Consider the following 24,943-nt stretch of genomic DNA (forward strand, 5'->3'; position numbering starts at 1 on the left):
AAGAACCAATAATTTACTCATTGTACTTCTTTTCATTGTAATCTCCTCTTACAAAAATAAGCACATACGTGCTTATTTCATTTCATCTAGTAAATCATCATCTAAATTCACTGTGTTTTTCTTTTCTTCTACTGGTGGGTTTTGATCATGATGATCATCATCCACACCATTATCCATTTCTAACATATGTCCAGTGTTATATAATGATTCAATTTGTTCATTATTTAATGTTTCATGCTCTAATAAAGCATTCGCAATAATAATTAACTTATCTTTTTGTTCATTGATAATCTGACGACATTGTTCATAACAAGTATCAATAATCTTACGAACTTGCTGATCAATTTCATAAGCAATTTGACCAGAATGTGTATTGCTTGTAGATGAATAATCTCTACCTAAGAATACTGCATCATGACCAGAATCATATTTAATTGGTCCTAAATCAGACATACCTAATTCAGTAACCATTAATCTGGCAATACGAGTCGCCTGTTCAATATCATTATGCGCACCAGAAGAGACATCACCAAAGAAGATTTCTTCAGCTACACGTCCACCCATGAATCCAGTAATGCTTGCCATTAACTGTGATTTTGTTTGGAAATACGTTTCTTCTTTTGGTGTCATTAAGTTATATCCACCAGCTTGACCTCTAGGAATAATTGTGACTTTTTGAACTTTATTGGCATCCTCTAAAGTTAAACCAATAATTGCATGTCCTGCTTCATGATAAGCAACCAATTTTCTTTCTTTTTCTGTATACTTACGTGATTTTTTCGCTGGTCCACCAATAACACGGTCAATCGCTTCATCAACATCATCTAAAGTAATACGTTTATGTCCTAAACGAACCGCTAATAAAGCCGCTTCATTTAATACATTAGCTAACTCTGCACCTGAGAACCCAGGAGTACGTTGTGCAATGTTATCAAAATTCACATCATCTGTAAATTTCTTATTACGTGCGTGCACACGTAAGATTTCAGCTCTCGCTTTTTTATCTGGGTTTGCAACTTGAATTTGTCTATCAAAACGTCCTGGACGAAGTAATGCAGGGTCTAAGACATCAGCACGGTTTGTTGCTGCTAAAATGATAATACCTTCATTACCACTAAATCCATCCATTTCAACTAACAACTGGTTCAATGTCTGTTCACGTTCATCATGTCCACCACCGACACCAGTTCCTCTTTGACGCCCCACAGCATCAATTTCATCAATGAAGATGATACATGGTGCATTTTGTTTTGCTTTTTTAAACATATCACGCACACGTCCAGCACCAACACCAACGAACATTTCTACGAATTCAGAACCTGAAATAGAATAGAAAGGTACATTGGCTTCACCAGCCACTGCTCTTGCAAGTAATGTTTTACCTGTACCTGGAGGCCCTACAAGTAATACACCTCTAGGAATTTTAGCCCCCATGTTGGCAAATTTCTTTGGATTTTTCAAGAAATCTACTAATTCTTTTAATTCTTCTTTTTCTTCATCTGCTCCAGCAACATCTGTAAATCTTGTTTTGCTGTCTTTCTCTAATTTCGCACGTGAGTTTCCAAAATCGAAAGCTTTGGCATTGGCACCCCCGCCACCACCAATACTTCTCATTACAAAAAACATCACACCAATCAATAAAATATATGGAAGTAAACCTAATAAAGTATCTACCAACATATTTTCACTTTTTGCATCTAAAACTTCAACTGTAATACCTTTGTCTTCCATTAACTGAATTAAAGAATCTAATTCCTGATCAGTTTGTGGAACATTTGTTGTAAATGTATAATTGACTTCTTGACCTTTTTCAGTCTTTGTATATTGTCCTTCTACACTTGTCACATAAATACCAGGCATCACTGATACTTCAGTTACATTTTCTTTATTGACAATTTCCGTAAACTCAGTATAGTTCACTTCATTTGTACGCCCCATATTTAATAATGGAACTAATGAACTTAATAAAATAATGACAAGAACCCAAGGCAATATGGCTTTTATTAAACTCTTATTCTTATTGTTCATATAATCTCCTTTTCACTACTGATAACATTCTTCTTTTAAAATACCTACATAAGGTAGTTGACGATATTTCTCATTAAAATCCAATCCAAATCCAATCACAAATGCATTAGGAATTTCAAATCCTACATACTTGGCTTCAATTGGATAAGTACGTCCTTCTTTTTTATCTAACATTGTGACAATTTCAACAGAATTTGCACCACGTTCTTCAAGCATTGCTTTGACTGTTGTTAATGTTTTACCGGTATCTAAAATATCTTCTACAAGTAAGATATCTTTACCTTTGACATCCTGATCCAAATCTTTCTTGATTGTAATTGTTCGTGATTCAACACCTTCATAACTGCTGACATCCATATAATCAAATGTCACATCTAATTCTATATATTTAGATAATTCCGCTAAAAAAGGAACAGATCCTTTTAATAAACCAACCAGAATCACTTCTTTATCATTATAATCATTTGTAATTTGTTTTGCTAATTCTTTACACTTCTCAACAATTTCTTCTTGAGTATATAAAATCTCTTTAACATCTTTATGCATACTTCTCACTCCTTATAATAAGCCTTTTTATTTTATCACAAATACATTTGGTTTTGTAGTCAAATAATCAATGTTTTTTGCAATATGCGGAACTAAAACAATAGTTCCATCCTTATTCACGACAACAGGCCATGTTTTTCTTTTCAAAGCAGGAATTTTTGCATTTATAAATAGACGTGAGAGTTTTTTTGTTCCAGAAGATGTCATAATGCTATCGCCTTCTTTCATTGTACGGATAGTAATTGGATAATCTTCAGGGGCAAGAAAGACCCCTTCATTGATATGACCACTATCTAATAAATGGAAATACTCACAACCAAAAGGCATATATTCTCTAAATTCAAAATGATAGCCCTTGGTTTTATCTTTATCAATGATGTAGATATTATCGTATTCTTTTATGAACAGATAATTAACTGGTAAATTCATTTGAATATTTGGTTTCACACTATCAATCTGATGCTTGATTTCCTGAATAAGTGAATAAGAAATTAACTGTGTTGGCATCACATCACGTAAAATTAAATAAAGGAAGATTTCTCTTAACTCTTTAGGAATATAATAATAGTAAATAATGCCATCTGTTTTATATTGTTGGTAATAGGTTTGAACTTTAAACTCTAATTCTTTGATTCTTTGATTATGTGCTTCAGCCTTTTTTAAAAGTTCTTCTTTTTGTTGTAATGTATAATGATTCAAAACAGTATTACGAACTTTATCTCTTTCAAAATCCGTTTCAAAATTTGTATAATCATCATGATAAGGAATATGCCCATCTTGACATCTTTTAATGATTTCTTCTTTATATAGACACATTAAAGGTCTAATAATGCGCATATTTTGAACATGTGTTTCCTGTTTAATTCCTAAATAGTGAACCGTATTATGATGGGATAACTGCATATAAATAGTTTCCAGATGATCATCTAAATGATGACCTAAAATCACACCATCAACATGATAAAGATCATAGATTTCTTTATAAAAATTATATCTTAACGTTCTTGCCTGATTTTGAAAATTACCCTGATGATAATCTTGAGGATGAAATTCTTTATAATAGAAAGGAATTCCATACGTTGCACAATAATCACTGACTAACTCATAATCCATATAACTATCATGACGATAATTATAATTCACATGAGCCACCAGTAAATGATACCCTTCCTTTCTTAAAGTATCTAAAAGATACATTGAATCGCATCCACCAGACACACCAATCACGTAATATTTTGAACGATCTAATAACTCTAAATTCATGCTATCACTCCATGAGGACATTATATCAAAGAAATGATAATTCCAAAACAAAAATCCCAATATTTTGGGATTATTGCTTACATATTTTTAAAACCATGATGGTCATATCATCATTCCTTTGTTCATCATTTGCCAATGTCATAAATAAATGAGCAATATCTTTAGGATGATCATCACCAATCAAATATTCATTATCCTTTAAAAATTCTCTAAAATGTCCTGAAAAACCATCACTTACCATAAAAATCATATCATTTTCTTTCAAAGTTTGTTTTTGAATCATTGTTTCAAGTGGTGAAATAATACCCATCGGTAACGTTTTAGATTCTACTTCTATGATTTCATGATCACGTAAAATATAGGTTGGACAAGCTCCATATTTCATAAATGTTGTCACTCCATTGACCAGATTGATTTCTATCATATCAACCGTAGTAAACATATCATTACGATTTTTAATCTTTAATAAAGCATTCACTGATTGAATGGTATCATTTAAAGAAATGCCATTTGTAATTAACTGTTTCATGACATCTAATGTCAAGCTTGAATCATCACTTGCTTTTTGTCCCTGTCCCATACCATCACTCAAGGCAAAATAGTCATTTTCATTCATAGAAAAAATCGTATAACTATCCCCACAGGCAATACTTTCTTTAGCACATTGTGAGACTCCATATTGAATAAAATAACGGGTATGATGTTTTAAAACAAGATATGTATAACCTAACTGATGCATGGGTGTTTTGATAACTTCTATATCCAATGTTTCATTAAGATAAGCTTCAAGAATCGGTATAAATTCATTTTCAATTTCTTCTCTAGTCATATCATATAGACCTATTTCTAAATAATAGACTGATTGTGATTCATAGTATTTTTTAAGATGTGCCAATTGAAAATGATAACCTTCCATATGTTCATAAATATGCTTTTCTTCAATATGTCCAATTTCCAGTTGATGAGAAAACTGATGAAAAACATGATTTAATAATGAAAATTGATGGTAGAGATCATTTTTCATCACTTTATATTCTTCCTGAACTCGTCTGATTTTCCGATAATCTTTACGATACTGCTGTACTAAAGCTAGATATTTTTCTGGATTTAAACAATATTGATGAATAAAATCTTCATCAGCTTCACTATAACTTTCTTTTAATCCTTTATTCATTAATTTGACTAAACGGTGTGGTCCATATTTTTTATGAAAGCAAGTGGTTTGACTTGAACAATTCTGACACATATCTTCATAAATATAACCCACATATTCTAAAGAACGATTAGGTGCAGGTGCTTTCGTAAACAGAGCTGTCATCTGTTCAAATAAATGACAGAAAGAATCAACCTGTTTTGATAATTGTTGTTTAAAAGTCATTTCCTGGTAACTTGAAGATAAGACAGGTTTATGTAAACGCATCGGTAAAATGAAAAAAATCAAGCCACTGGCAACGACAATAAATCCATGATATGTATATTGAAAATCTAAAAAGAATGGCAAAATAAGATGAGATACAAAATACAGAGAGACGATAGTTGATTTTTTATGACAAGGAATCATATAGAAAAAGAAAAGGGGTAGTAAAAAAGATAAAATATCATCTTTATATCCTAGATCCATCAACAGCATCAACATAGCACTATAAAATAATCCTGGCAATAAATCATCTAAACATTCATGATAAATCATAATTAAAATAAAAATACGAATTAATATCATTGTTGACATTTGAGAATATGGCAATAACCCCATTGTACATATAAGAATTACAACTGTTAAAGCTTTCATTCTTTCATGAGTCAAAAGCTCAGCTTCGCCATGCATAAATATCGGTGTTAAAGATGTGAAAATCATTGTATTGATATATGTTAAAATAGTGAGTAATAAAGTTGAAAGTAAATCTATTTGAATATAAGCATAATAGATGCCTCCAATCAATGTTAAAAGATAGGGCACATATCTTGATTTCATGGATTGAAACAGTAAACAGAATTCTAAAATAACAAAAGATATAGCACTTATCACAAAAACATCATAAGGAACATCTAAGAATATAACCCCTATACCAAGCCCTATAGCATAACCTATAATAGACTGATACCCACACATAAAGCACACATAAAAAAAAGGCAATGCAAATAATAATGATGTTGAATAAATATGTACAATAGAAATTAAAAAAGAAATTAAAGTTATATAAAAAATAAATTGGTACCTAATCTTTTTCATACGACTAGGACTAAGAATCAGTTCCATTTTTCCCACCTCTTGCCATTATTATAGAGGTTCCTTTTTGCATTATTTGTCATATTTAAAAGACAATCATTATTTTTTTAAACAGTCATCATTCTATAGATTTTACTTATCCTATTCAAAAGATTATACTAAAACTGAGAGACATCAAAGGAGGTCATAACTATGTCATATAAACGTGTTCAAACATATTTTCATCAACTTCATTTAGCAGATCGTATTATTGATTTAAAGGATTCTAGCGCAACTGTTGAATTAGCCACAAAAGCATTAGGATGTCAACCTCAACAGATTGCTAAAACTTTATCTTTTTTAATAGATGAACAACCTTTGTTAATTGTTATGGCTGGTGATGCCAAAATTGACAATAAAAAATATAAACAATACTTCCATAAAAAAGCAAAAATGATTCCTAATGAACTTGTTGAATCCTATATTGGACATAGTCCTGGTGGTGTATGTCCTTTTGCAGTCAAAGACAATGTACAAATTTATCTTGATATCTCTTTACAAAAGTTAGCATACGTCTACCCTGCAGCTGGTAATGATCATAGTGCGATTCGTTTATCTTGTCATGAACTAGAAGAATGTTGCCATCCTCAAGACTGGATAGATGTTTGTCAATAAGAAAAGTTCCCCCTAAAGGGAACTAATATTTAAAATAGAAGAGGACACCCTGTGGTGTATTTTCAACACCATATTCAAAATGATGCAATTCCAATATAGCTTTACAGATAGCTAACCCCAAACCAGTTCCACCTTCATTTCTGGCTTTATCAACTTTATGAAAAGAGAGCCAGATTTTTTGTATGTCTTCTTCTGGGATATGGGCCCCTGTATTTTCTACCGAGAAGCAATGTTCGTCCAAATGAATAATGACTTCTTCGCCTGCTTCTGTATAACGCAAAGCATTACTTATATAATTTGTAATAACCATTCCTATCTTAAAAGGGTCGGCTTGGATAATACTAGAATCTAAATCAGTTTTCAAATGAACTTTCTGTGCTTCAAACAGACAAGCCATTGATTCTAAAGCTTCGTCAACGATATCTAATAAATCTACTTCTTCAAGATCCAATGTCATATTTTGAGATTCTAGTTTTGATAAGTCTAACATAGCTAAAACAAGTTCATTAATGCGTCTTGTTTCATTTTGAATGATTTGTATGTATTCATTACGTTTCTTTTCATCCTGTTCCAGTTCAACCATTTCACTAAAACCATTAATAATGCCTAGTGGTGTTTTAATTTCATGTGTAAAATTAGAAACGAACTCTTTTCTGACAACCTCTAGTTGTTGAACACGTTCAATTTCCTGATGCAAATCATTGATTGTTTTTTCTAATTCCTTACTCATCTTATCAACACTTCGAGCCAAATCACCAAGTTCATCATGGCGTGAGGTATCAATAGGATATTCAAACTGCTTACGAGAAATACGCCAGGCAGCTAATTCTAATTGTTTGATTGGACGAACAATCATATAAGCCACAATAAAGCACATAATAATAATCAAAACAATAGCTAAAATATACGTTGATGAATTATCATACATAAATTGTTGTAAACTTTTCATACGTAGATTTTCATATTCCTGCGTTATAAAAATATAACCTACTGTTGCTGCATCTACAGTGACTTCTTCTTGCGTTTGATTAGGTGTGATCCAATCTTCTAATCGCATCATAATGGTAGAATAATATTTACCATTATATTCATAAGGATTAATCAAATAGTATTGTGTATAATCATAAATTGATGAATTAAATTCTTTTCCTGAATCCTTAAATTGTTCAAAGTTTTTTTGAATTTGCTGTTTTAATCCATTAAAAGCATCATGATAATCAGTTAACATTGCTTTTTGCGTTAAATTAGAAGAATATGATAAACCATCTGCTGAATATGGAAACAACAGCTCCATCTTGGCACTCATATAAGAACTGGCAACACCTTCTATATGTGTTATTTCACCTTCAACCTGATGCTCAATAACTGTCTGATTGTTGACTTTTATTTCTTTAAAATCCAAATCTCTCATTTCACCATTAAATTCATTATATTGGCCTATATGAACATCAATAGATATATCTAATTGTGAATTTTGATGTTGTATAATGACCTTCTCCAATTTTTCCAAATCTTTTTGGCTCAATGAAGAAAAATCAATACCAACAGAATAATTCGTATCATCTTTTTCAACAATCAAAGATAATGATGGTCCTTCAACCCCATCTCTAGACATATCTAAAATCTTTCCATCAGCATCAACCAAACATTTGACTTTCGTTAAATCCCCAGAAAGCGCATGATGATATAATCTTAAAAATTGTTGGGAAGATAAATCAACTGGATTCACTGCAATTCTTTCAATATAATTTTTGGCAAACTTATCTAAGTTACGAATCGTTATTTCAGCATCAGTTTCTAATGTGTTTTTAATATAGCGCTCAATCCCTAAACGAATTTCATTACCTAATACTGCTAAAAAAGCTAATAAAATAATACAGGCTATTTTGATAACTAAACTAAAGTTTAATTTTCTCATAGATTACCCCTTAGAATCAAACATATAGCCAATTTTGACTACCGTTTGAATATAGACTGAAGCTGCTTTTAATTTTTTTCTTAATTTTTTGACATAAGTATCAACAATACGCTGATCACCATAATAATCATAACCCCAGATACGATCTAAAAGCTGATCTCTAGATAAAATTTTACGTTTATTATCAATAAAATACATCAACATCTGATATTCTTTATGTGATAAAGATACTTTTTCTCCATCAATATAAACTTCATGCGTATCATCATTAATACGGATGATTCCTTCTTCAATAATCATCCCCTGCTCATCTTTTTTAAAGCGTTTTAATAAAGCATTACATTTTGCATATAATAATGAAGGTGTAAATGGCTTAGATATAAAATCATCAGCACCAAGATCATATCCTTTTAATTTATTATCATCATCACTTAAAGCACTAATAAATAAAATAGGAATATCATTCTTTTGACGAATCTGTTTACAAACTTCATAACCATCAATACCAGGCATCATAATATCTAATAAAACAAGATCAAAGCTATCATCTAATAGTGATAAACCTTCATATCCATCACTGGCTTCAATAACTTCTTCTCCCTGTTTTTGAAAATACTCTACAATGAACTGACGTATTAGTTTTTCATCTTCAACCAATAAGACTTTCATATAAACACCTCCTATTTTTCTTTATTATAATATAAATTTATGGAAAAAATATGAAAAATAAAAAAAATGAGGATATTTAGTCCTCATTCAATCATTTGAAGCAATATATGCTACTTATTTAACTAGGCATCCATATCGCTGTTGACATAGAGCTATAAATATTTGACATACCCTTCATCATGATAGAAGAAAGATTCTTCAAACTTTTGAAAATCAAGTTTTTTTAACAAATGTTTTGAACGCTGATTATCCTTATAAACATAACAAATCACTCTTTGAAAATGATACTGTTCTTTCATAAACACACAAAAAGCTTCCACAATTTCACTTCCATAACCTTGAGACCAATAAATACTATCTATTGTATATCCCAAAACAAAAACCTTTTCATTAGCCACATCTACAAATAAATCACCAATCATCTGATCATTCTCTTTTAAGATAACTGCTAAATGATAATTTGTTTTTGGTAAATTCAAATCTGTTAACTTTAAACATTGCTGAATACGTTTTGTTGCATCTTTTACTGAATACTTTTTCCATGATTGATAATAAGCGACTTCCTTTTTTTGACGATACTCACTCATACGCATAGCATCTGTAACTTCTAAACGTCTTAAGTATAATCTTGATGTTTCTAAAATCTTTTCCATAATGTTAACTCAAATGATAATAAATAAACAACATGCGATCTTTTCCATTGATATCCTTGATAATTTCATAAGGAATACCTGGAAAATACTGTTCAACTGCCTGTGACATGAGTTCTCTTTGATCAAATCCCATTTCAAAAGCAAGTAAAGCACGGTCTTTTAAAACATGACGAACATCTTTAAAGATCTTTCGATAAAAATACAAACCATCATTTCCACCAAATAAAGCCACATGGGGTTCATTATCTTTCACAACACTTTCAATTTCCTGATCTTGTGGAATATAAGGTGGATTGGATACAAATATATCAAACTTCTGTTGACGGTCTATCAATGGCTCTAACATATCCCCTTGATAAAAAGTCACTTGGGCATCTAATTCACTGGCATTCGCTTTAGCGACCTCTAATGCTTCTTCACTGATATCTGTTGCGACGACATTTAATTTTGGTTCTTCTAATGCCAAAGTAATCGCAATCGCTCCTGAACCCGTTCCTACATCACATAAATCAATAGATGAATAATCATCAAAATAATCATCAATTTTATAAAGAATATTTTCTACCAGTTCTTCTGTTTCATAACGTGGTATCAACACATTTTCATTGACTATAAAATCTCTAGAGAAAAAGTTTTCTTTTCCATTAATATATTGAATAGGTTCCCCATTCATATATCTTTGCATACCATCCTGAAACTGTTTTAATAATTCTTCATCAACTTCTTCATCCATCATCAGATACAATTGATGAGGCTCTTTATGAGCCAAATGATAAAACAGAACTTTCGCAACATTACAGTCTTTATCTTTTTCATCAAGCATGGCTTCACTTTGACGAATCAGTTCTCTTAAAATCATTGTTCTTCTCCTAGAAGTTTCAATCTTTGATCTTCATTCATCAAAGCTTCAATAATATCATCCAGTTTCCCTTCCATAATACGGTCTAACTGCTGAATTGTTAATCCAATACGGTGATCAGTGACACGATTTTGTGGATAGTTATATGTTCTGATCTTTTCGCTACGATCTCCAGTTCCAATCTTACTACGACGTTCACTGCCAATTGCTTCTTCCTGTTCACGTAATTTCATTTCATATAATTTTGTACGCATTGCACGCATTGCTTTATCTCTGTTGTCATGCTGACTACGTCCATCCTGAGAAGTTGTCACAACACCAGTAGGAATATGTGTAATACGTACTGCTGAATCTGTTTTATTGATATGCTGTCCTCCTGCACCTGATGCACGATATGTGTCAATTCTTAAATCAGATGGATTTAATTCAAAATCAACTTCTTCTGCTTCAGGCATCACAAGCACAGTCGCTGTAGAAGTATGCACACGTCCCTGTGTTTCTGTCTTTGGTACACGTTGTACACGATGTGAACCAGATTCAAACTTCAATTTTGAATAAACACCTTCCCCTTTAATCATAAAGGAAATCAAAGAATAGCCCCCAGCTTCACTATCCTGTGCTTCCAAAACTTCAATCTTCCATCCCTGTGATTCTGCATATTTGACATACATTCTATATAAGTCACCTGCAAAGATATTCCCTTCATCTCCACCAGCGGCTCCACGAATTTCTACAATAACATTTTTATTATCATTTGGATCTTTAGGAATTAATTCTAAATGTAATTTTTCTTCAATTTGAGGTTTCTTTTCTTCCAATTCACTTAATTCCAATTCAGCCATTTCTTTGATTTCAGGATCATTTTCCTTCATTAACTCTTTCGCTTCTTCAATTCCATCTAAAACCTTTTTATATTCTTGATATAACTGATAAGCATTTTCCAGACTTGCCTGTTCCTTAGAGGCTTCTGTCATCTTTTGAACATCATTTGCAATGCTTGGATCCATTAATATTTCATTTAATTCTTCATATCTTCTTGCGATTGTTTCCAATCTTTCCATCATATTATTCATACGCTAACCTCCAAACCGTTACCATTATAATATAAACATTTAAAATAAGCAAAATAATCTTGTCATAATCTTTGTTTTTTCATTGACACAGATAGATCATTTTTTTATACTCAATATAAAGTGGAGGAATAAAAAATGTTAAAAGCGGTTATTTTTGATATGGATGGATTAATGATTGATACAGAAAATGTCACTTATCAATGTTATAAAGATGTTTTAAAAACGATGAACTTAGAAATGACAAAAGCGTTTTATACAACTTTATTAGGGCGTACTATGGAAGCAACAAGACGTGCAATGTTTGATCAATATGGCGAAGATTTTCCTATTGAAGAAGTTGCGAAAAAGGTACATCAGTTAATGGATGAACAATTTGCAAGAGAAGGTGTTCCATTAAAAGATGGTCTTGTGAAATTGTTGACTTATTTAAAGGAACATCATTATAAAACAATGATTGCTACTTCAAGTCGTCGTGAAAGAGTCAATGCTTTATTAACTGATAATGGCATTCTCAATTATTTTGATGATGTCATCTGTGGTGATGAGGTCGAACATGGAAAACCTGCTCCCGATGTTTTCTTGAACGCTTGTCAAAAGTTAAATGTTCAGCCAAGTGAAGCACTTGTCTTAGAAGATAGTGAAGCAGGTATACAAGCAGCCCATAACGCTCATATATCTGTGATTTGTATTCCAGATATGAAATACCCTGATGAAGATTATGCTAACAAAACAACTTGTATTCTTGATTCACTTCATCAAGTGATTGATTATATTGACAATTTATAAACATAAAAGATTATCAGCCTCAAAAACTGATAATCTTTTTTCATTGATCATTTTTTCTATTCTTTCGATTCTTTCTTTGACGATAAGCTCGAATAGCCTTATTTCTCGTCGGTATCCCAACCCCTAAAAGCAACACAACCATGAGTATTGTAAAATCCATTGATGATTCTCCTAGAATTCTTTTTTATTCATAATAGATAGACTGACTTTTAAAGAAACCAACATAATTAAAAATCCAATCATCAAAAGAATCACCATAAACATTACTGGACCTAAAGCATCAATAGCTAAAATCAATGGAAGAACATCGATATGAAAGATTTCCACTATTTTCATCACCACAAATCCAATCACAACAAGGACCCCTACACAAGCAATGAGAGCATATCTTCCTTTTTCTCCACCAAAACGCAGATGAACAGGTATCATCAATGATTCTATGACAAGAAACATCGGTAAAATCACAAAAGCTCCAATCAACATATCTGAAGTCACGGGCTTCCCCTGAACAATAAGCATCAAACCACATATTATCACTGATACTATCCAGGCTCCTGTTCCTAAAATCAATCCATAAACATACTTTTCTAAAACATAAGTTTTTCTAGAAAAAGGAAGTGTTAATAAGAATGGATAACCATTATCAAATTCATCATAAGAAATCGTACTGACGGTAAATAATGATAAAATCAATGTTATAAAACCAATCATAAAAGTTGGATCTTGCGAACTGATTGATATCAAACATGCCACAACAATAATAATGATAAAGAAATTCTTTTGCATCAACATCAATTTAAAATCTTTAATCAATAAACCTTTCATGATTTTTCACCTCTAATCATCATTGTCATCACATCATCAATATGACTATTTTCTAATACAATATTAGGATAATTTTCTCTATAATATTGTTTTTGATGAGTCAAACAGCTATAACCATAACTTTCCTTTTTGTATTTTAAGATATACGCCTTATCCAACTGTTCAAATTGTTGATCATCTACCTTTAATAAAGCATACTCACTTAATAAGACATCCGTCTCTTCATGCATGATCACTTGACCATCATGAATCATATAGACATCATCACAGAGTGTTTCTAAATCACTGGAAATATGAGAACTGATTAAAATAGCTCTTTGATCATCTTCTGCCATATAATCTCTCATCATATCAAGCAATTCATCTCTCGCAATCACATCTAGCCCCGCTGTTGGTTCATCCAAAATCAACAGTTGAGCCTGATGACTCATCGCAACGATAATTTTCAATTTTGCTTTCATCCCTGTAGAAAATTCTTTGATTTTCTTATTTTTAGGCAATTCAAACTGATTCACCATACGTAAGAAGAATGATTTATCAAATCGTTTATATAAATTCTCTAATATAGGAATAATATCTGATATTGTTAAATATCCACTAAAACCTGAATCCGATAAAACAACACCTAATAACTGTTTATCCTCTTCATTCAAAGCAGATTGACCAAATATTTCAATTGATTCACCATCACATTGAATTAATCCTAAGATAGCTTTAAATGTTGTACTCTTTCCAGCTCCATTTTGTCCTATCAAGCCAGTGACATAACCTGGTTTGACTTCTAAAGAACAGTCTAATGAAAATGAAGCATAATTCTTTTTTAAATGTTTTACCTTTAACATAATTAACCCTCCAGAATCATCTCAAATAAACTCTTTAATTCTTCATCACTGATTCCACATCTTCTACCTTTTTGAATGGCCATTTCCAAATCGGCTTCGATTTCCTTTTTTTGTTCTTCTAATAACAATTCACGATTATTCGCACTCACATATGTTCCTTTTCCATGAACTGTCACTACAAACCCTTCTTCTTCCAAGTTATCGTACGCTTTCTTGACAGTCAGGGCACTTATTTTCAACTCTTTTGAGAGAGTACGAACAGATGGTAACTGATCATTTTCTTTAAGTTCTCCTTTTCTTATCATTGTTTTGATTTGATCAACAACTTGTTCATATATAGGTGTCATTAAAGAATGATTAATAATCATTTTCATTTTCTCCCTCCTGTTCATAAACAGTATATAACAGTATGAAACTGTTGTCAACTGATATATACTGTTATATACAAAAAAAGAACTATCTTATAGTTCTATAAATTCTTTGTATAGTTATAATGCAACATCTCATAATCATTTTGTTCATAAAAGTGATGAGCTTGTTTTCTATAAGTCGATGTTGATAATTCAATCTGTTCTAAACGCAATTCATTGGCCTTAGCTTCGATAGCCTGTAATAACTGTCCGCCAATTCTCTGACCTTGACTTTCTGGTAAAACAACCAGTTCAACAATTTCTCCTGTATCTTGATTATGATGTAAATAATGATGAATCTGAAAGCTTAAAAACCCTAATATTTTGTCTTGTCGATAAACCAGATATATCACATCATTACTATTGATTCCCTGGTGATAAGTTTGTTTAAAATGATCATAATCCAATTTTTGATTTTCTAATATACACATTAAGTCATAAATCTCATCACAATCTTCTAATCTTGCTTTTTCAATCATATAAACCCTCTTTTCTCTATATTTTATTATATCATAGGTATTGAACAGCTTTCGACAATATTATACAATCATTATGGTGATTTCATGAAAAAAATAAAATTATTTGTTTGTTTGGTCCTTTTGCTTGTTGGATGTCAACCGCAACCACAAACACAACCTCAAAAAGAAGAAACAAAAAACACAGTAAGCTGTCATTTTATTGGTGATTTATTATATGAGAAGCCTTATTATGACTGGATCGAAGATGATAGCCAAGATAAAGGCTATTATGATTTGGTAAGACCTTATCTACAAAATGATGATTTATCTATTGCTAATCTGGAAACACCTATTGGTGGTAAAGAACTGAACATTTCTGGGACAGGCTATTCTTTTAATGCTTCTCGTGAAATTGGTAAACAGGTAGCATCGCTTGATTTAGAAGTCGTTTCAACTGCTAATAACCACGCTAATGATCGAGGAAATCAAGGCATTGATAATACCCTTGATTTCTTAAAAGAAAAAGATATTTTAGCTGTGGGAACTTACTATAATCAAGATGATAGAGATCAAGGAAAATATATGACTATTCATGGAATAAAGTTTGGTTTTGTATCTTATACATATGCAACAAATCAAATTGTCAGTGATGAAAATCAAGCCAAAGTTGCTTTATTTAATCGTCCTAGTGACCGAAAAATGACACAGGCATATAAAGATTTATTAACGAAAGAAGTAACTCAAACTAGAGAAAACTGTGATGTCTTGATTGCAATGATGCATTGGGGAAATGAATTTACATATGATATTTCAACTCAACAAGAAGAAGTATCTCAATTGCTTAGTGATTTAGGTGTTGATATTATTATTGGTAATCATTCTCATTGTTCACAGCCTATGGAATGGATCAATAATAATCGCACTTTATGTATGTATTCTCTAGGAAATTTTGTAAGTGCAGACCCTATTGTCGATCGTACTCACCAGGAATTTAAAAATGCATATAATGTTTCAATGATGGTTTCACTTGACATTGTAGAAGAAAATAATCAAATTTCTATTCAAAACATTGACTATATCCCTGTTATCAATTACTATGATGAACATTTACAAAACTTTAAACTTATTCCTTATGATCAATATACAACTCAATATGAAACATCACATTATCATTATCATAATGGTCTGACAAAAGAATGGATTCAACAAACTTATCAAAAACTTATACCTGAAAAGCTATCAAATCATCAACTTCAATAAATAGCTTTATAAAATGATAACCGCACTCAAAGCGCGGTTATTTTTTAATCTAAATCTTCACCATTTGTTTCAATGACTTTTTTATACCAATAGAAAGATTCTTTCTTACGACGAGAGAAATCTCCTGTTCCATCATCATATCTTTCAACAAAGATAAATCCATATCGTTTAGCCATTTCACCAGTAGAAGCAGAAACCAAATCAATGCATCCCCAAGGTGTATAACCTCTTAAATCAACACCATCTAAAACAGCTTCATGCATTTGTTGGATATGACTTCTTAAATAGTCTATACGATAATCATCACAAACTTTTCCATCTTCGTCAATCTTATCATAAGCACCTAAACCATTTTCTACGACAAAGATTGGTTTTTGATAACGATCCCAGATTTCATTTAATGAATAACGAAGTCCAATTGGATCAATTTGCCATCCCCAGTCACTTGCTTTTAAGTATGGGTTTGGAACCCCACCTAAAATATTACCTTTACCAGTTCCTTTTGATTCGTCAGCAGTTTGGCAATTTGACATATAATATGAACATGTATAGAAATCAACAGGTCCTGCCGCTAAAATATCATCATCACCAGGTTCCATATGTACAGTAATGTTGTTGTCTTTGAAATATCTCTTGATATAGTTAGGATATTTTCCACGACATTGCACATCACTACAGAACCAGTTCATTAAATGCCCTTTTTGTTGGTTCACGATTTCATCTTCAGGATGACAAGTTAAAGCATAACTTGTTGCCATAATTTGCATACATCCAACTTGATTATTTGGATCAATTTCATGTGCCATTTTCACAGCTAAAGCACTTGCTAAAAATTGGTGATGTAATCCCTGGAAACGATTGTTTGGATTATCAACCTGATCCATAAAGTCCATAGCTTTGATTTCATTTAAAATTCCCTGTGATAAGAATCCACCCATTGGTGTTGTTGCACTATTGATTTCATTGAATGTCAACCAATATTTCACTTTACCTTTATAACGTGTAAAAATAGCTTTACAGAATCTTAAATAACAATCAATCATTCTACGGTCTACCCATGAATTCCATTTCTTTGTCAGATTAAATGGAACTTCATAGTGAGAAATAGTGACCATTGGTTCAATACCATATTTTAAGCATTCATCAATTAAGCTTTCATAAAATTTTAATCCTTCTTCATTTGGCTGTTCTTCATCACCATTTGGAAAGATTCTTGTCCATGCAATTGAAAAACGATACATTTTAAATCCCATTTCAGCAAATAATGCAATATCTTCTTTATATCTATGATAATGATCAATTGCATCATGACTAGGATAAAAAGTTCCTTCTTCTAAAACTGGTGTAATTCTTTTACTTGTTGTTGCTGTACCACCTGTACAGATATCTGGACAAGAAATACCTTTTCCACCTTCTTGCCATCCACCTTCTAATTGATTAGCAGCAGTTGCTCCACCCCAATAAAATCCACTTGGGAAACTCATATCTTTCATTCCTCCTTTTTCCATATTATAATCAATATTCCCATTTTTTCATATTCATTTTCATAACTTGAAAGTCTTTAACCTATATATCTTGACTGCCCAAAAGCTAAAATCAAAATAAAGATTGGGTAAAAGAAAAATAATCCTAAGGCAAATAATAATCCATGCCCAAAAGCATAAGATAATCTCATAAGGAGATAAATGATAAATATGATATTAATAAAAGGAATCAGGACTATCAACATTGTCCATCCAGAGCTTGTAACCATCTTACAAAAAGAATAAATATTATAAATAGGAATCAATGCATACCATCCTTTTAAACGAGCCTTTTTGAATAATTGCCACCACGCTATGATACTTATTAATGATATAATGAATCCACCTGTTAAAAATATATTTGAAAATTCCTGCATCATAATCCTCTCCTTTTCTTATTATAGCACAAAGGACTATTGACAATAACAATAGTCCAATAATCTTAAATCAAAACCAGATGATTTCTTCTTATTTTCAAACACTGAAATAAATTTTATATAGGCATTGACATCAAAATAAATCTATTCCAAAGTCCCTTTAACTTTCTTTCTTGTTAAGAGTCTATTTTGTCTATTAGCTAAAGCATCTTTTCTTCCTTGAAGCAAAATCTTTCTTCCTGCTTCATTTCTTGTATAAATCAATTGATATTTTCCTATATAAGGCTGCATACACTGCGCAAAAATCATCGCATCTTCTTTACGTTTAGAAAAAATATCAGGAACGACAAAGTATCTATCCATCTTATTTCTTTGATGTTTGTTGTAAAGGATATAGCGTTGATTATCAATTTCATCAAAAAATTCATTCACACATTTTGCAAATAAAGCCTTATCATGAGCAGTTCCTCCACTTAAATAAATAGAGTATAAAACCGCCTGTGATTCAGTTTGTACACGGCAATTCAACATTTCAAACAAATGCATATTTAACATAGCCTGATAAATACCATCACCAAAAGACTGTAAACGATTCAAAGGATTCATCCATGTAAATACTTTTTTTAATCTCCATAACACGCTCACAACACCAATGAAAATACAAGAAAATAAAACATAAATCATAGACTTGCTTTGAATGTGTAAAAGCCTTGCTAGTACACATATCAAAATACCTGTAAGTACAAAACTCAGTATAGTTAATAACACATGTCTAATCGCATCATACAATAAGACACTTGTCATATTTTGATCTTCCATGTCTACTTCTTCAACAACTTCAATCTTATCATATATAGCTAAAGAACGATCCCATCTTTCTTTTAACTGTTCTCTTTGAGAGGATAATTCTAACATTTTTTGATTGGTTTTTTTAATATGTGAACGATCTAATGGATACTGAATTGCTGTCAATCTTTCAATACCATTTTCAATAAAGTCTTTATCATAATGAAGGCCTAAGAAATGTTCCATCCTTCTTCTCAAGTTTTCAAAATCACTTTCAGTCTGATTAATCTCCTGTCTATGATTGATAATTCCTTTTTGAGGAGGAACACAGACAAGATGCCAGATATGACTCACTTTATCAGGATTTTTATGATAGGTACGAATGGCTCTTCCACGCATTTGATTACTTAACATAAATGAACCAACAAAACTTGCGAGAATTAAAGTATTTACGCAAGGTGAATCCCAACCTTCACCAAGCAATGACTTTGTCCCAATTAAAACTTGAATATCTTCCTGTTCAAATAAATCACTCACTGCTTCTATGATTTCATGATGATTTCCTTTCACATTCACTTTAACATAATCATCAATGGCCTTAAATGGCTGAAATGTCATTTCTATTTGTTGTGAGACAAGTTGTCTTAATTGATTTTTTAAAAAAGCAGGAATGATAATCATAGATCCACATAAGACTGCCAAATGAAATGGTTGATGATGTTGAATACTTTCTCTTCTTAACATTTCAAAGAAAGGAAGAACCCCTAAAGCATGCACACTCATTGTATCATCACCAATAGCTTTTTCATATTCACCTTTGATATAATCCGTTAAAATTAATAATTTTAACTCTCTATTCATATGTTTGTATTCATGGCATACAATATCTCGAATACTTTCACATTTTCCAACCGAAGAAATCAGCATCTTTTCAAAAGCAATATCAACTTGCATAATGACTTTCTTTTTCTCAATCAATCCATGTGATTTGACATATTTGTAAAGCTCTTCAAAATCTTCCTCATTGATAATATAAGAATCCCTGTCATCAAAGAAAAATCCCTGCAATAAAATTTCCATCCATTTTATAGACATCTTCTCCAACTTCTTTGTTCCCAATATTTTTAAATATTCTCTTGGATAAGAGAGTTGTTGACTTTCCAAGTAAATCAATAGAGAAGATAAATACGCTGGATTTTCTAATGCTTTATCTAAATTTTGAATAGATCTCACATATGGATGTGATAAAAGAGCCTGTTGGAATTTTTGATGATGCATGAAAAATGAAAAAACATTTTGTACATCATCTTGAAATTCTTTCATCTTTGCTTCTTCTTTAGCTGTTGGATAATTAAAATAAACATAATCCTGATGTGGACACAGACTCCCTTCTTTGACTAATTCAGGTACTGTAATTTCTATGTCAATGTCTCCACACATATCTAAATATCTTGTCCACATGGCTATGGAAGAATCATATGGTGGTGTTGCAGTTAAGGAAATTGTAAAAACAGTAGTGATTTGCTTTTTAAAATCCTCCAACGCTTTCCACCATTCAGTTCTTAAATGATGACATTCATCTAAACATAATGTTTCTATTCCTGCTTCTTTTATAGCTTCAATTAAAGAAAAATCCTGATAATCTACATTTTCTTCATCTTCTTGATCTTTAACCTTTCGCATGGCACTATGAATAGATTGATACGTTGAAACATTAATCAATCGAAGATGTTTTAAATCCTGTGATATATATTCCTCACTTTTCAATCCTGCTTTTAAAAAAGCTTCTTTGATTCTTGTCACCCATTGTTGTCGAATAGTAATTGTTGGTACAAGAATTAATGCTGGTTTATTAACGCGTCTGATAATTTCAATACCTAAAGTCGTTTTTCCTGAACCAGGCGCAGCGACAATATGAATTTTATGATCTTTTTTATAAATATCTAATTGATTCAATACTCTTTGTTGATAATCTCTCCAAACACCTTGAAACTCTAATATATCTTGACAGTTCACCATCATCACCTCTTTTTCATTATATAATAAAAGACCGTTAATGACATCATTAACAGCCTTATTCCTTTATTTTCTAATCGCTTGAACAGCAATACAACCCGGTCCACCTTGAGCTATAAAAACAGGAGAAAGATCATACATTTCAATGACTGTATTTTCAAAAACAGTCTGTAACTGTTTGACAACATCTTGAGCCTGTTTCAAAACCCCTGCATGTGTCACATAAATTTTAAAGTCTTCATTCACACCTAATTCTTGGAAAGCTTTCATAATTTCTTTAACAGCACTTTTAAAAGTCTTTTTCATAGCATATTTTTCTAATCTTTTAGCATCTTTTGTAGTTGTCATAATAGGTGTAATCTTCAACATACCACCAAGTGTTGCTGCAAGTGGTGTTAAGCGTCCTCCACGTTTTAAAAAGCCAAAGTCTTGAGGAATTAAAAATGATTTTTCACATGCAATGCTTTTATGTAATTCTTTCATAATATGATGAATATCCAATCCCTGTTCTCTTAAAGCAACAGCTTTTTCTACTAAGTACCTTTGTGGTCCACATAAAGTCATAGAGTTAATAACATGAATATTTTCACTATGTTCTACACTTTCCTTTGCACTCACTGTACTTTGATATGTTCCTGATAATCCATCAGCCATATTAATAACCAAAATGTCTTCCTCTGGATATTTTTCAAATAATTCCATTGTTTCACCAATAGAAGGCTGTGATGAACTAGGTACATGTCCTTCTTTGACAATATCTAAAAATTCCTGACTTGTCACATCAACATATTCTTTATAACTCTTTTTATCAGCTATAACATTTAAAGGAAGAACATCAACCCCTATTTTTTCCCCTTCCTTTGGTGATAGTAAAGCTCCCGTATCCGTAATAATCTTCATATCCAATCTCCTCGTATCCATAATCTCTTAATTATAAATTAACAAATATATATGGGAATGTCAATATAAATGTAGTTTTTAAAACCATATTTGATAGAGAAAAAATCAATTTATTTTTTTATTTCATTATTGCATAAATTATTTTAATTATTTATGTATAGGTGTATTATATAAGTAGAAAGAGAACTTTTTTATAAAAATTCTTGACCTTGTAGTTACTCTATAGTGTTTAATAAGGATGAAAGAAGGGAAAACATATGCTTACATTCATTGATTATTTGCAATAAACTGCACCATCAATAGCATAAAGTGCACCACCAATTTCAATAACTACACCACTGAGATGATATTATTGAATATACGCAACTGCACCACCTTTTATATTATAGGTGGTCTTTTTTATATTATTATAATGTTGGAGACTTTGTCTCTAATATTATATGAAAGGAGCTTTTATTATGGCTGTAAAATTCAATTTGAGACTATGTTTACAATTGATTGATCGAGGCATATCCCTCAATACGATATCCAAACAATATCATATTAGTAAACATACCTCATCCAAAACAAAACATAGAATGGAGGTGCTTCAATTCGATATCAGTACTATTGATCAGTACTCAGATGATGAGCTGGGTAAATTATTTTTCCCTGAAATGTACGAATCTGAAAACATTTATTTAGCAGTGGATTATGACTATGTTCATAAAGAATTGTCTAAGCCTGGTGTTAACTTAAAACTATTATGGAAAGAATATTGCTTGAGTGCTAAGGATGGTAAATATCCAGTAAGTTACTCAAAATATTGTAGAGGTTATGCTCAACATGTCGAAAGACACAACTATACCAACCACATTGAACACAAACCTGGGATTCGTACAGAAATTGATTGGTCCGGGCCTACAATGCATTACATGGTTCCTTCTACTGGTGAATTGGTTAAAGTTTATCTGTTTGTCGCAACTTTACCATTTTCTCAATATTCTTATGTGGAACCTACCAAGGATATGAAAATGAATACATGGATTAACTGTAATAAACATATGTTTGAATACTTCGGTGGTTCAACAGTTAGAATTGTATGTGACAATCTTAAAACAGGTGTTGTCAGTCATCCTAAAGAAGGAGAAATCATTCTCACAGATATGTATTCTGATTTTGGAAATCATTATATGACAGCTATTATGCCTGCACAAGTCAGAAAACCTAAGCAGAAAGCGAGTGTCGAAGGTACCATTGGCAAAATAGCTACAACCATTATTGCATCATTAAGAAATGTAGAGTTTCATTCATTCGAAGAACTTTATCAAGCAGTAAGAGAAAAGCTTGATGAGTTTAATACTACTCCATTCCAGAAAAGAGATGGAAGCAGAAAAGAAATATTTGAAGCTGTTGAAAAGCAGGCACTTAAACCACTTCCTGAAATACCTTTTGAAGTATGTCATTGGTTTTATTCCAGAAAAGTACAAGTCAATTGCCATATCACCTATCAAAAAAACTGGTATTCAGTTCCTTATGAATATGTAGGCAAATCCGTTGATCTAAAAGTGTCAGAAACAACATTGACTATTTATTATCAAAACAAGCGAATCAACATCCACAAGCTGTTTCCTGCCTATATAAAGAATAAATATTCTACCTATGAACAGGATATGCCTGAATCAGTGAAAGTAAGTGAGTGGGATGATGTGCGTATAAAAAAATGGGCGAGCAAAATCGGACCCTACACAAGAAAGGTTGTAGAGATTATATTTGAAAGATGTAAAGTTAAGGAACAGGGTTATAACCCTGCAATGAGCGTATTACATCTAAGTGATAAATATTCAAATGAAAGACTTGAATTATCCTGCCAGATAGCTTTAAGTAAATATCCATCACCTAGATATAAACATCTTAATGCCATTCTATCTAACAATCAAGATAAACTAGGAAAACAAGGAAATGCATCTGAAGAAAGAAAAACGACAGGACACCTGAGAGGTGCAGAGTTCTACGGAGGCAAATCAAAATGATAGATAATGAAACTGTAAGAAAAGCATCAGAAATTGGGATTATAGATGTTGTAGATGCCATTAAATTGATTGAAACAAATCCTGCTTATATTACTTTGACATTTGATGAAAAAATAAATATGGTCATCGACTTTGTTTATCAGCAAAGATATAACGAAACGGTAAGAAGATTAAAGAAATCGGCTAAATTACGCTATGTAGATGCAGATCTAAGAGATATTCACTATACTGACAATCGAAGCATTACACATCAACTGATTAGCTCACTGGCTACATGTAATTATATTACATTAAAAACCAACATCATTATTCATGGACCATGTGGTACAGGGAAAACATGGCTCTCATGTGCATTAGCAAATGAAGCGGCAAAACAAAAATATAAAATATTTTACATTAGAATGCCTGAGCTATTAGAAAAGTATAATGAACTGAGGAATATGGGTAAAAGTCTATCACAAGTAGTTAAGAAATACGCAAAATACGATCTGCTTGTATTAGATGAATGGTTAATGTATGAAATGACTGATAAAGAAAAACAGTTTATATCTGAGCTTATGGAGGTAAGACATGATAAATGTTCAACAATTTTCTGCAGTCAGTATCCATCAGGAGACTGGTATGATAAATTACATAAATCGACATTAACAGAGGCATTGCTTGATAGAATCATTCATAATAGAATAGATGTGTATATGGGTAATGAAAACTTTAGAATCAAAAAATAATTTTTTAAAAAGGTCAATCATGTTTGGACATGATTGACTATAATTGTGTATAAATATAAGTGGTGCACTTTATGCGATTGAGGTGGTGCAGATGTCTGCGACTACCAGTGCTTTTACATGCGAATAATCA

At 31.6% G+C, this 24,943-nt stretch carries 22 protein-coding genes; 5 read left to right on the forward strand and 17 right to left on the reverse strand.

The window, feature by feature from the left end; all coding sequences use genetic code 11:
* Positions 1-72: 72 nt before the first annotated feature.
* From ftsH to B5E87_RS05435, 4 genes are all read right to left on the reverse strand, one after another.
* Complete coding sequence (gene ftsH, locus B5E87_RS05425; RefSeq protein WP_087243910.1) at positions 73-2,028, reverse strand: ATP-dependent zinc metalloprotease FtsH; 1,956 nt, start codon at positions 2,026-2,028, stop codon at positions 73-75.
* A 15-nt stretch (positions 2,029-2,043) separates the two neighbouring features.
* Positions 2,044-2,574, reverse strand: coding sequence for a hypoxanthine phosphoribosyltransferase (gene hpt / locus B5E87_RS15390; RefSeq protein WP_087297786.1), 531 nt, complete (start codon positions 2,572-2,574; stop codon positions 2,044-2,046).
* A gap of 27 nt (positions 2,575-2,601) precedes the next feature.
* A complete protein-coding gene (gene tilS / locus B5E87_RS05430) occupies positions 2,602-3,837 on the reverse strand; it encodes a tRNA lysidine(34) synthetase TilS (RefSeq protein ID WP_191341358.1) in 1,236 nt (411 codons plus the stop codon).
* Positions 3,838-3,907: 70 nt separating this feature from the next.
* Positions 3,908-6,094, reverse strand: a complete 2,187-nt coding sequence (locus B5E87_RS05435; RefSeq protein ID WP_087243911.1) for a SpoIIE family protein phosphatase — start codon at positions 6,092-6,094, stop codon at positions 3,908-3,910.
* A 162-nt stretch (positions 6,095-6,256) separates the two neighbouring features.
* On the opposite strand from B5E87_RS05435, the gene B5E87_RS05440 reads away from it, so the two are divergent.
* Positions 6,257-6,718 carry a YbaK/EbsC family protein gene (locus B5E87_RS05440; protein ID WP_087243912.1) on the forward strand — a complete coding sequence of 154 codons (462 nt, stop codon included), beginning with the start codon at positions 6,257-6,259 and terminating at the stop codon, positions 6,716-6,718.
* A 22-nt stretch (positions 6,719-6,740) separates the two neighbouring features.
* Here the strand turns inward: B5E87_RS05440 and B5E87_RS05445 are convergent, their stop codons facing one another.
* The 5 genes from B5E87_RS05445 to prfA form a co-directional block, all read right to left on the reverse strand.
* Entirely contained in the window at positions 6,741-8,636 is a 1,896-nt protein-coding gene (locus tag B5E87_RS05445; protein ID WP_087243913.1) for a sensor histidine kinase, read from the reverse strand.
* A gap of 3 nt (positions 8,637-8,639) precedes the next feature.
* Positions 8,640-9,305: a response regulator transcription factor gene (locus tag B5E87_RS05450; RefSeq protein ID WP_087243914.1), complete on the reverse strand. Its 666-nt coding sequence runs from the start codon at positions 9,303-9,305 to the stop codon at positions 8,640-8,642.
* 152 nt (positions 9,306-9,457) lie between these two features.
* Positions 9,458-9,958, reverse strand: a complete 501-nt coding sequence (locus B5E87_RS05455) for a GNAT family N-acetyltransferase (protein ID WP_087243915.1) — start codon at positions 9,956-9,958, stop codon at positions 9,458-9,460.
* 4 nt (positions 9,959-9,962) lie between these two features.
* Positions 9,963-10,817, reverse strand: a complete 855-nt coding sequence (gene prmC, locus B5E87_RS05460; RefSeq protein WP_087243916.1) for a peptide chain release factor N(5)-glutamine methyltransferase — start codon at positions 10,815-10,817, stop codon at positions 9,963-9,965.
* Positions 10,814-11,890: a peptide chain release factor 1 gene (gene prfA / locus B5E87_RS05465; protein ID WP_087243917.1), complete on the reverse strand. Its 1,077-nt coding sequence runs from the start codon at positions 11,888-11,890 to the stop codon at positions 10,814-10,816. Before prfA ends, prmC begins: the two co-directional genes overlap by 4 nt.
* Before the next feature lie 135 nt (positions 11,891-12,025).
* On the opposite strand from prfA, the gene B5E87_RS05470 reads away from it, so the two are divergent.
* The gene (locus tag B5E87_RS05470; protein ID WP_087243918.1) at positions 12,026-12,676 is read left to right on the forward strand and encodes an HAD family hydrolase; all 651 of its coding nucleotides are present in this window, start codon (positions 12,026-12,028) and stop codon (positions 12,674-12,676) included.
* Between the two features lie 171 nt (positions 12,677-12,847).
* Here B5E87_RS05470 and B5E87_RS05475 read toward each other — a convergent pair whose 3' ends face one another.
* The 4 genes from B5E87_RS05475 to B5E87_RS05490 form a co-directional block, all read right to left on the reverse strand.
* The gene (locus tag B5E87_RS05475) at positions 12,848-13,501 is read right to left on the reverse strand and encodes an ABC-2 transporter permease (RefSeq protein WP_087243919.1); all 654 of its coding nucleotides are present in this window, start codon (positions 13,499-13,501) and stop codon (positions 12,848-12,850) included.
* Complete coding sequence (locus B5E87_RS05480; protein WP_087243920.1) at positions 13,498-14,343, reverse strand: ABC transporter ATP-binding protein; 846 nt, start codon at positions 14,341-14,343, stop codon at positions 13,498-13,500. The genes B5E87_RS05475 and B5E87_RS05480 overlap by 4 nt, the downstream gene beginning before the upstream one ends.
* A 2-nt stretch (positions 14,344-14,345) precedes the next feature.
* A complete protein-coding gene (locus tag B5E87_RS05485) occupies positions 14,346-14,717 on the reverse strand; it encodes a GntR family transcriptional regulator (RefSeq protein WP_087243921.1) in 372 nt (123 codons plus the stop codon).
* Between the two features lie 95 nt (positions 14,718-14,812).
* A complete protein-coding gene (locus tag B5E87_RS05490; RefSeq protein ID WP_087243922.1) occupies positions 14,813-15,232 on the reverse strand; it encodes a GNAT family N-acetyltransferase in 420 nt (139 codons plus the stop codon).
* A gap of 84 nt (positions 15,233-15,316) precedes the next feature.
* On the opposite strand from B5E87_RS05490, the gene B5E87_RS05495 reads away from it, so the two are divergent.
* Positions 15,317-16,471: a CapA family protein gene (locus B5E87_RS05495; RefSeq protein ID WP_087243923.1), complete on the forward strand. Its 1,155-nt coding sequence runs from the start codon at positions 15,317-15,319 to the stop codon at positions 16,469-16,471.
* A 44-nt stretch (positions 16,472-16,515) separates the two neighbouring features.
* On the opposite strand, the gene B5E87_RS05500 is transcribed toward B5E87_RS05495, so the two are convergent.
* The 4 genes from B5E87_RS05500 to B5E87_RS05515 all read right to left on the reverse strand — a co-directional run bounded on the left by B5E87_RS05500 (position 16,516) and on the right by B5E87_RS05515 (position 22,073).
* Complete coding sequence (locus tag B5E87_RS05500; protein WP_087243924.1) at positions 16,516-17,955, reverse strand: glycoside hydrolase family 1 protein; 1,440 nt, start codon at positions 17,953-17,955, stop codon at positions 16,516-16,518.
* A gap of 77 nt (positions 17,956-18,032) precedes the next feature.
* Entirely contained in the window at positions 18,033-18,374 is a 342-nt protein-coding gene (locus B5E87_RS05505) for a DUF5684 domain-containing protein (protein ID WP_224762573.1), read from the reverse strand.
* 141 nt (positions 18,375-18,515) lie between these two features.
* Complete coding sequence (locus tag B5E87_RS05510) at positions 18,516-21,176, reverse strand: DEAD/DEAH box helicase family protein (RefSeq protein WP_087243926.1); 2,661 nt, start codon at positions 21,174-21,176, stop codon at positions 18,516-18,518.
* A gap of 63 nt (positions 21,177-21,239) precedes the next feature.
* A complete protein-coding gene (locus B5E87_RS05515; protein WP_087243927.1) occupies positions 21,240-22,073 on the reverse strand; it encodes a DegV family protein in 834 nt (277 codons plus the stop codon).
* A 458-nt stretch (positions 22,074-22,531) separates the two neighbouring features.
* Between B5E87_RS05515 and istA the strand changes: the two genes are divergently transcribed.
* Both istA and B5E87_RS05525 read left to right on the forward strand, forming a co-directional pair.
* Complete coding sequence (gene istA, locus B5E87_RS05520) at positions 22,532-24,085, forward strand: IS21 family transposase (protein ID WP_241147137.1); 1,554 nt, start codon at positions 22,532-22,534, stop codon at positions 24,083-24,085.
* Complete coding sequence (locus B5E87_RS05525) at positions 24,082-24,813, forward strand: ATP-binding protein (protein ID WP_087243929.1); 732 nt, start codon at positions 24,082-24,084, stop codon at positions 24,811-24,813. Before istA ends, B5E87_RS05525 begins: the two co-directional genes overlap by 4 nt.
* Positions 24,814-24,943 lie beyond the last annotated feature (130 nt).

Origin of the sequence: Massilimicrobiota sp. An142 (genome assembly GCF_002160725.1) — a bacterium.
Lineage (GTDB): Bacteria > Bacillota_I > Bacilli_A > Erysipelotrichales > Coprobacillaceae > Allocoprobacillus > Allocoprobacillus merdigallinarum.

Coding starts and splice junctions, on each gene's coding strand:
- ftsH (WP_087243910.1), bottom strand. CDS start 2,028: ATGAACAATAAGAATAAGAGTTTAATAAAAGCCATATTGCCTTGGGTT.
- hpt (WP_087297786.1), bottom strand. CDS start 2,574: ATGCATAAAGATGTTAAAGAGATTTTATATACTCAAGAAGAAATTGTT.
- tilS (WP_191341358.1), bottom strand. CDS start 3,837: ATGAATTTAGAGTTATTAGATCGTTCAAAATATTACGTGATTGGTGTG.
- B5E87_RS05435 (WP_087243911.1), bottom strand. CDS start 6,094: ATGGAACTGATTCTTAGTCCTAGTCGTATGAAAAAGATTAGGTACCAA.
- B5E87_RS05440 (WP_087243912.1), top strand. CDS start 6,257: ATGTCATATAAACGTGTTCAAACATATTTTCATCAACTTCATTTAGCA.
- B5E87_RS05445 (WP_087243913.1), bottom strand. CDS start 8,636: ATGAGAAAATTAAACTTTAGTTTAGTTATCAAAATAGCCTGTATTATT.
- B5E87_RS05450 (WP_087243914.1), bottom strand. CDS start 9,305: ATGAAAGTCTTATTGGTTGAAGATGAAAAACTAATACGTCAGTTCATT.
- B5E87_RS05455 (WP_087243915.1), bottom strand. CDS start 9,958: ATGGAAAAGATTTTAGAAACATCAAGATTATACTTAAGACGTTTAGAA.
- prmC (WP_087243916.1), bottom strand. CDS start 10,817: ATGATTTTAAGAGAACTGATTCGTCAAAGTGAAGCCATGCTTGATGAA.
- prfA (WP_087243917.1), bottom strand. CDS start 11,890: ATGAATAATATGATGGAAAGATTGGAAACAATCGCAAGAAGATATGAA.
- B5E87_RS05470 (WP_087243918.1), top strand. CDS start 12,026: ATGTTAAAAGCGGTTATTTTTGATATGGATGGATTAATGATTGATACA.
- B5E87_RS05475 (WP_087243919.1), bottom strand. CDS start 13,501: ATGAAAGGTTTATTGATTAAAGATTTTAAATTGATGTTGATGCAAAAG.
- B5E87_RS05480 (WP_087243920.1), bottom strand. CDS start 14,343: ATGTTAAAGGTAAAACATTTAAAAAAGAATTATGCTTCATTTTCATTA.
- B5E87_RS05485 (WP_087243921.1), bottom strand. CDS start 14,717: ATGAAAATGATTATTAATCATTCTTTAATGACACCTATATATGAACAA.
- B5E87_RS05490 (WP_087243922.1), bottom strand. CDS start 15,232: ATGATTGAAAAAGCAAGATTAGAAGATTGTGATGAGATTTATGACTTA.
- B5E87_RS05495 (WP_087243923.1), top strand. CDS start 15,317: ATGAAAAAAATAAAATTATTTGTTTGTTTGGTCCTTTTGCTTGTTGGA.
- B5E87_RS05500 (WP_087243924.1), bottom strand. CDS start 17,955: ATGAGTTTCCCAAGTGGATTTTATTGGGGTGGAGCAACTGCTGCTAAT.
- B5E87_RS05505 (WP_224762573.1), bottom strand. CDS start 18,374: ATGATGCAGGAATTTTCAAATATATTTTTAACAGGTGGATTCATTATA.
- B5E87_RS05510 (WP_087243926.1), bottom strand. CDS start 21,176: ATGGTGAACTGTCAAGATATATTAGAGTTTCAAGGTGTTTGGAGAGAT.
- B5E87_RS05515 (WP_087243927.1), bottom strand. CDS start 22,073: ATGAAGATTATTACGGATACGGGAGCTTTACTATCACCAAAGGAAGGG.
- istA (WP_241147137.1), top strand. CDS start 22,532: ATGGCTGTAAAATTCAATTTGAGACTATGTTTACAATTGATTGATCGA.
- B5E87_RS05525 (WP_087243929.1), top strand. CDS start 24,082: ATGATAGATAATGAAACTGTAAGAAAAGCATCAGAAATTGGGATTATA.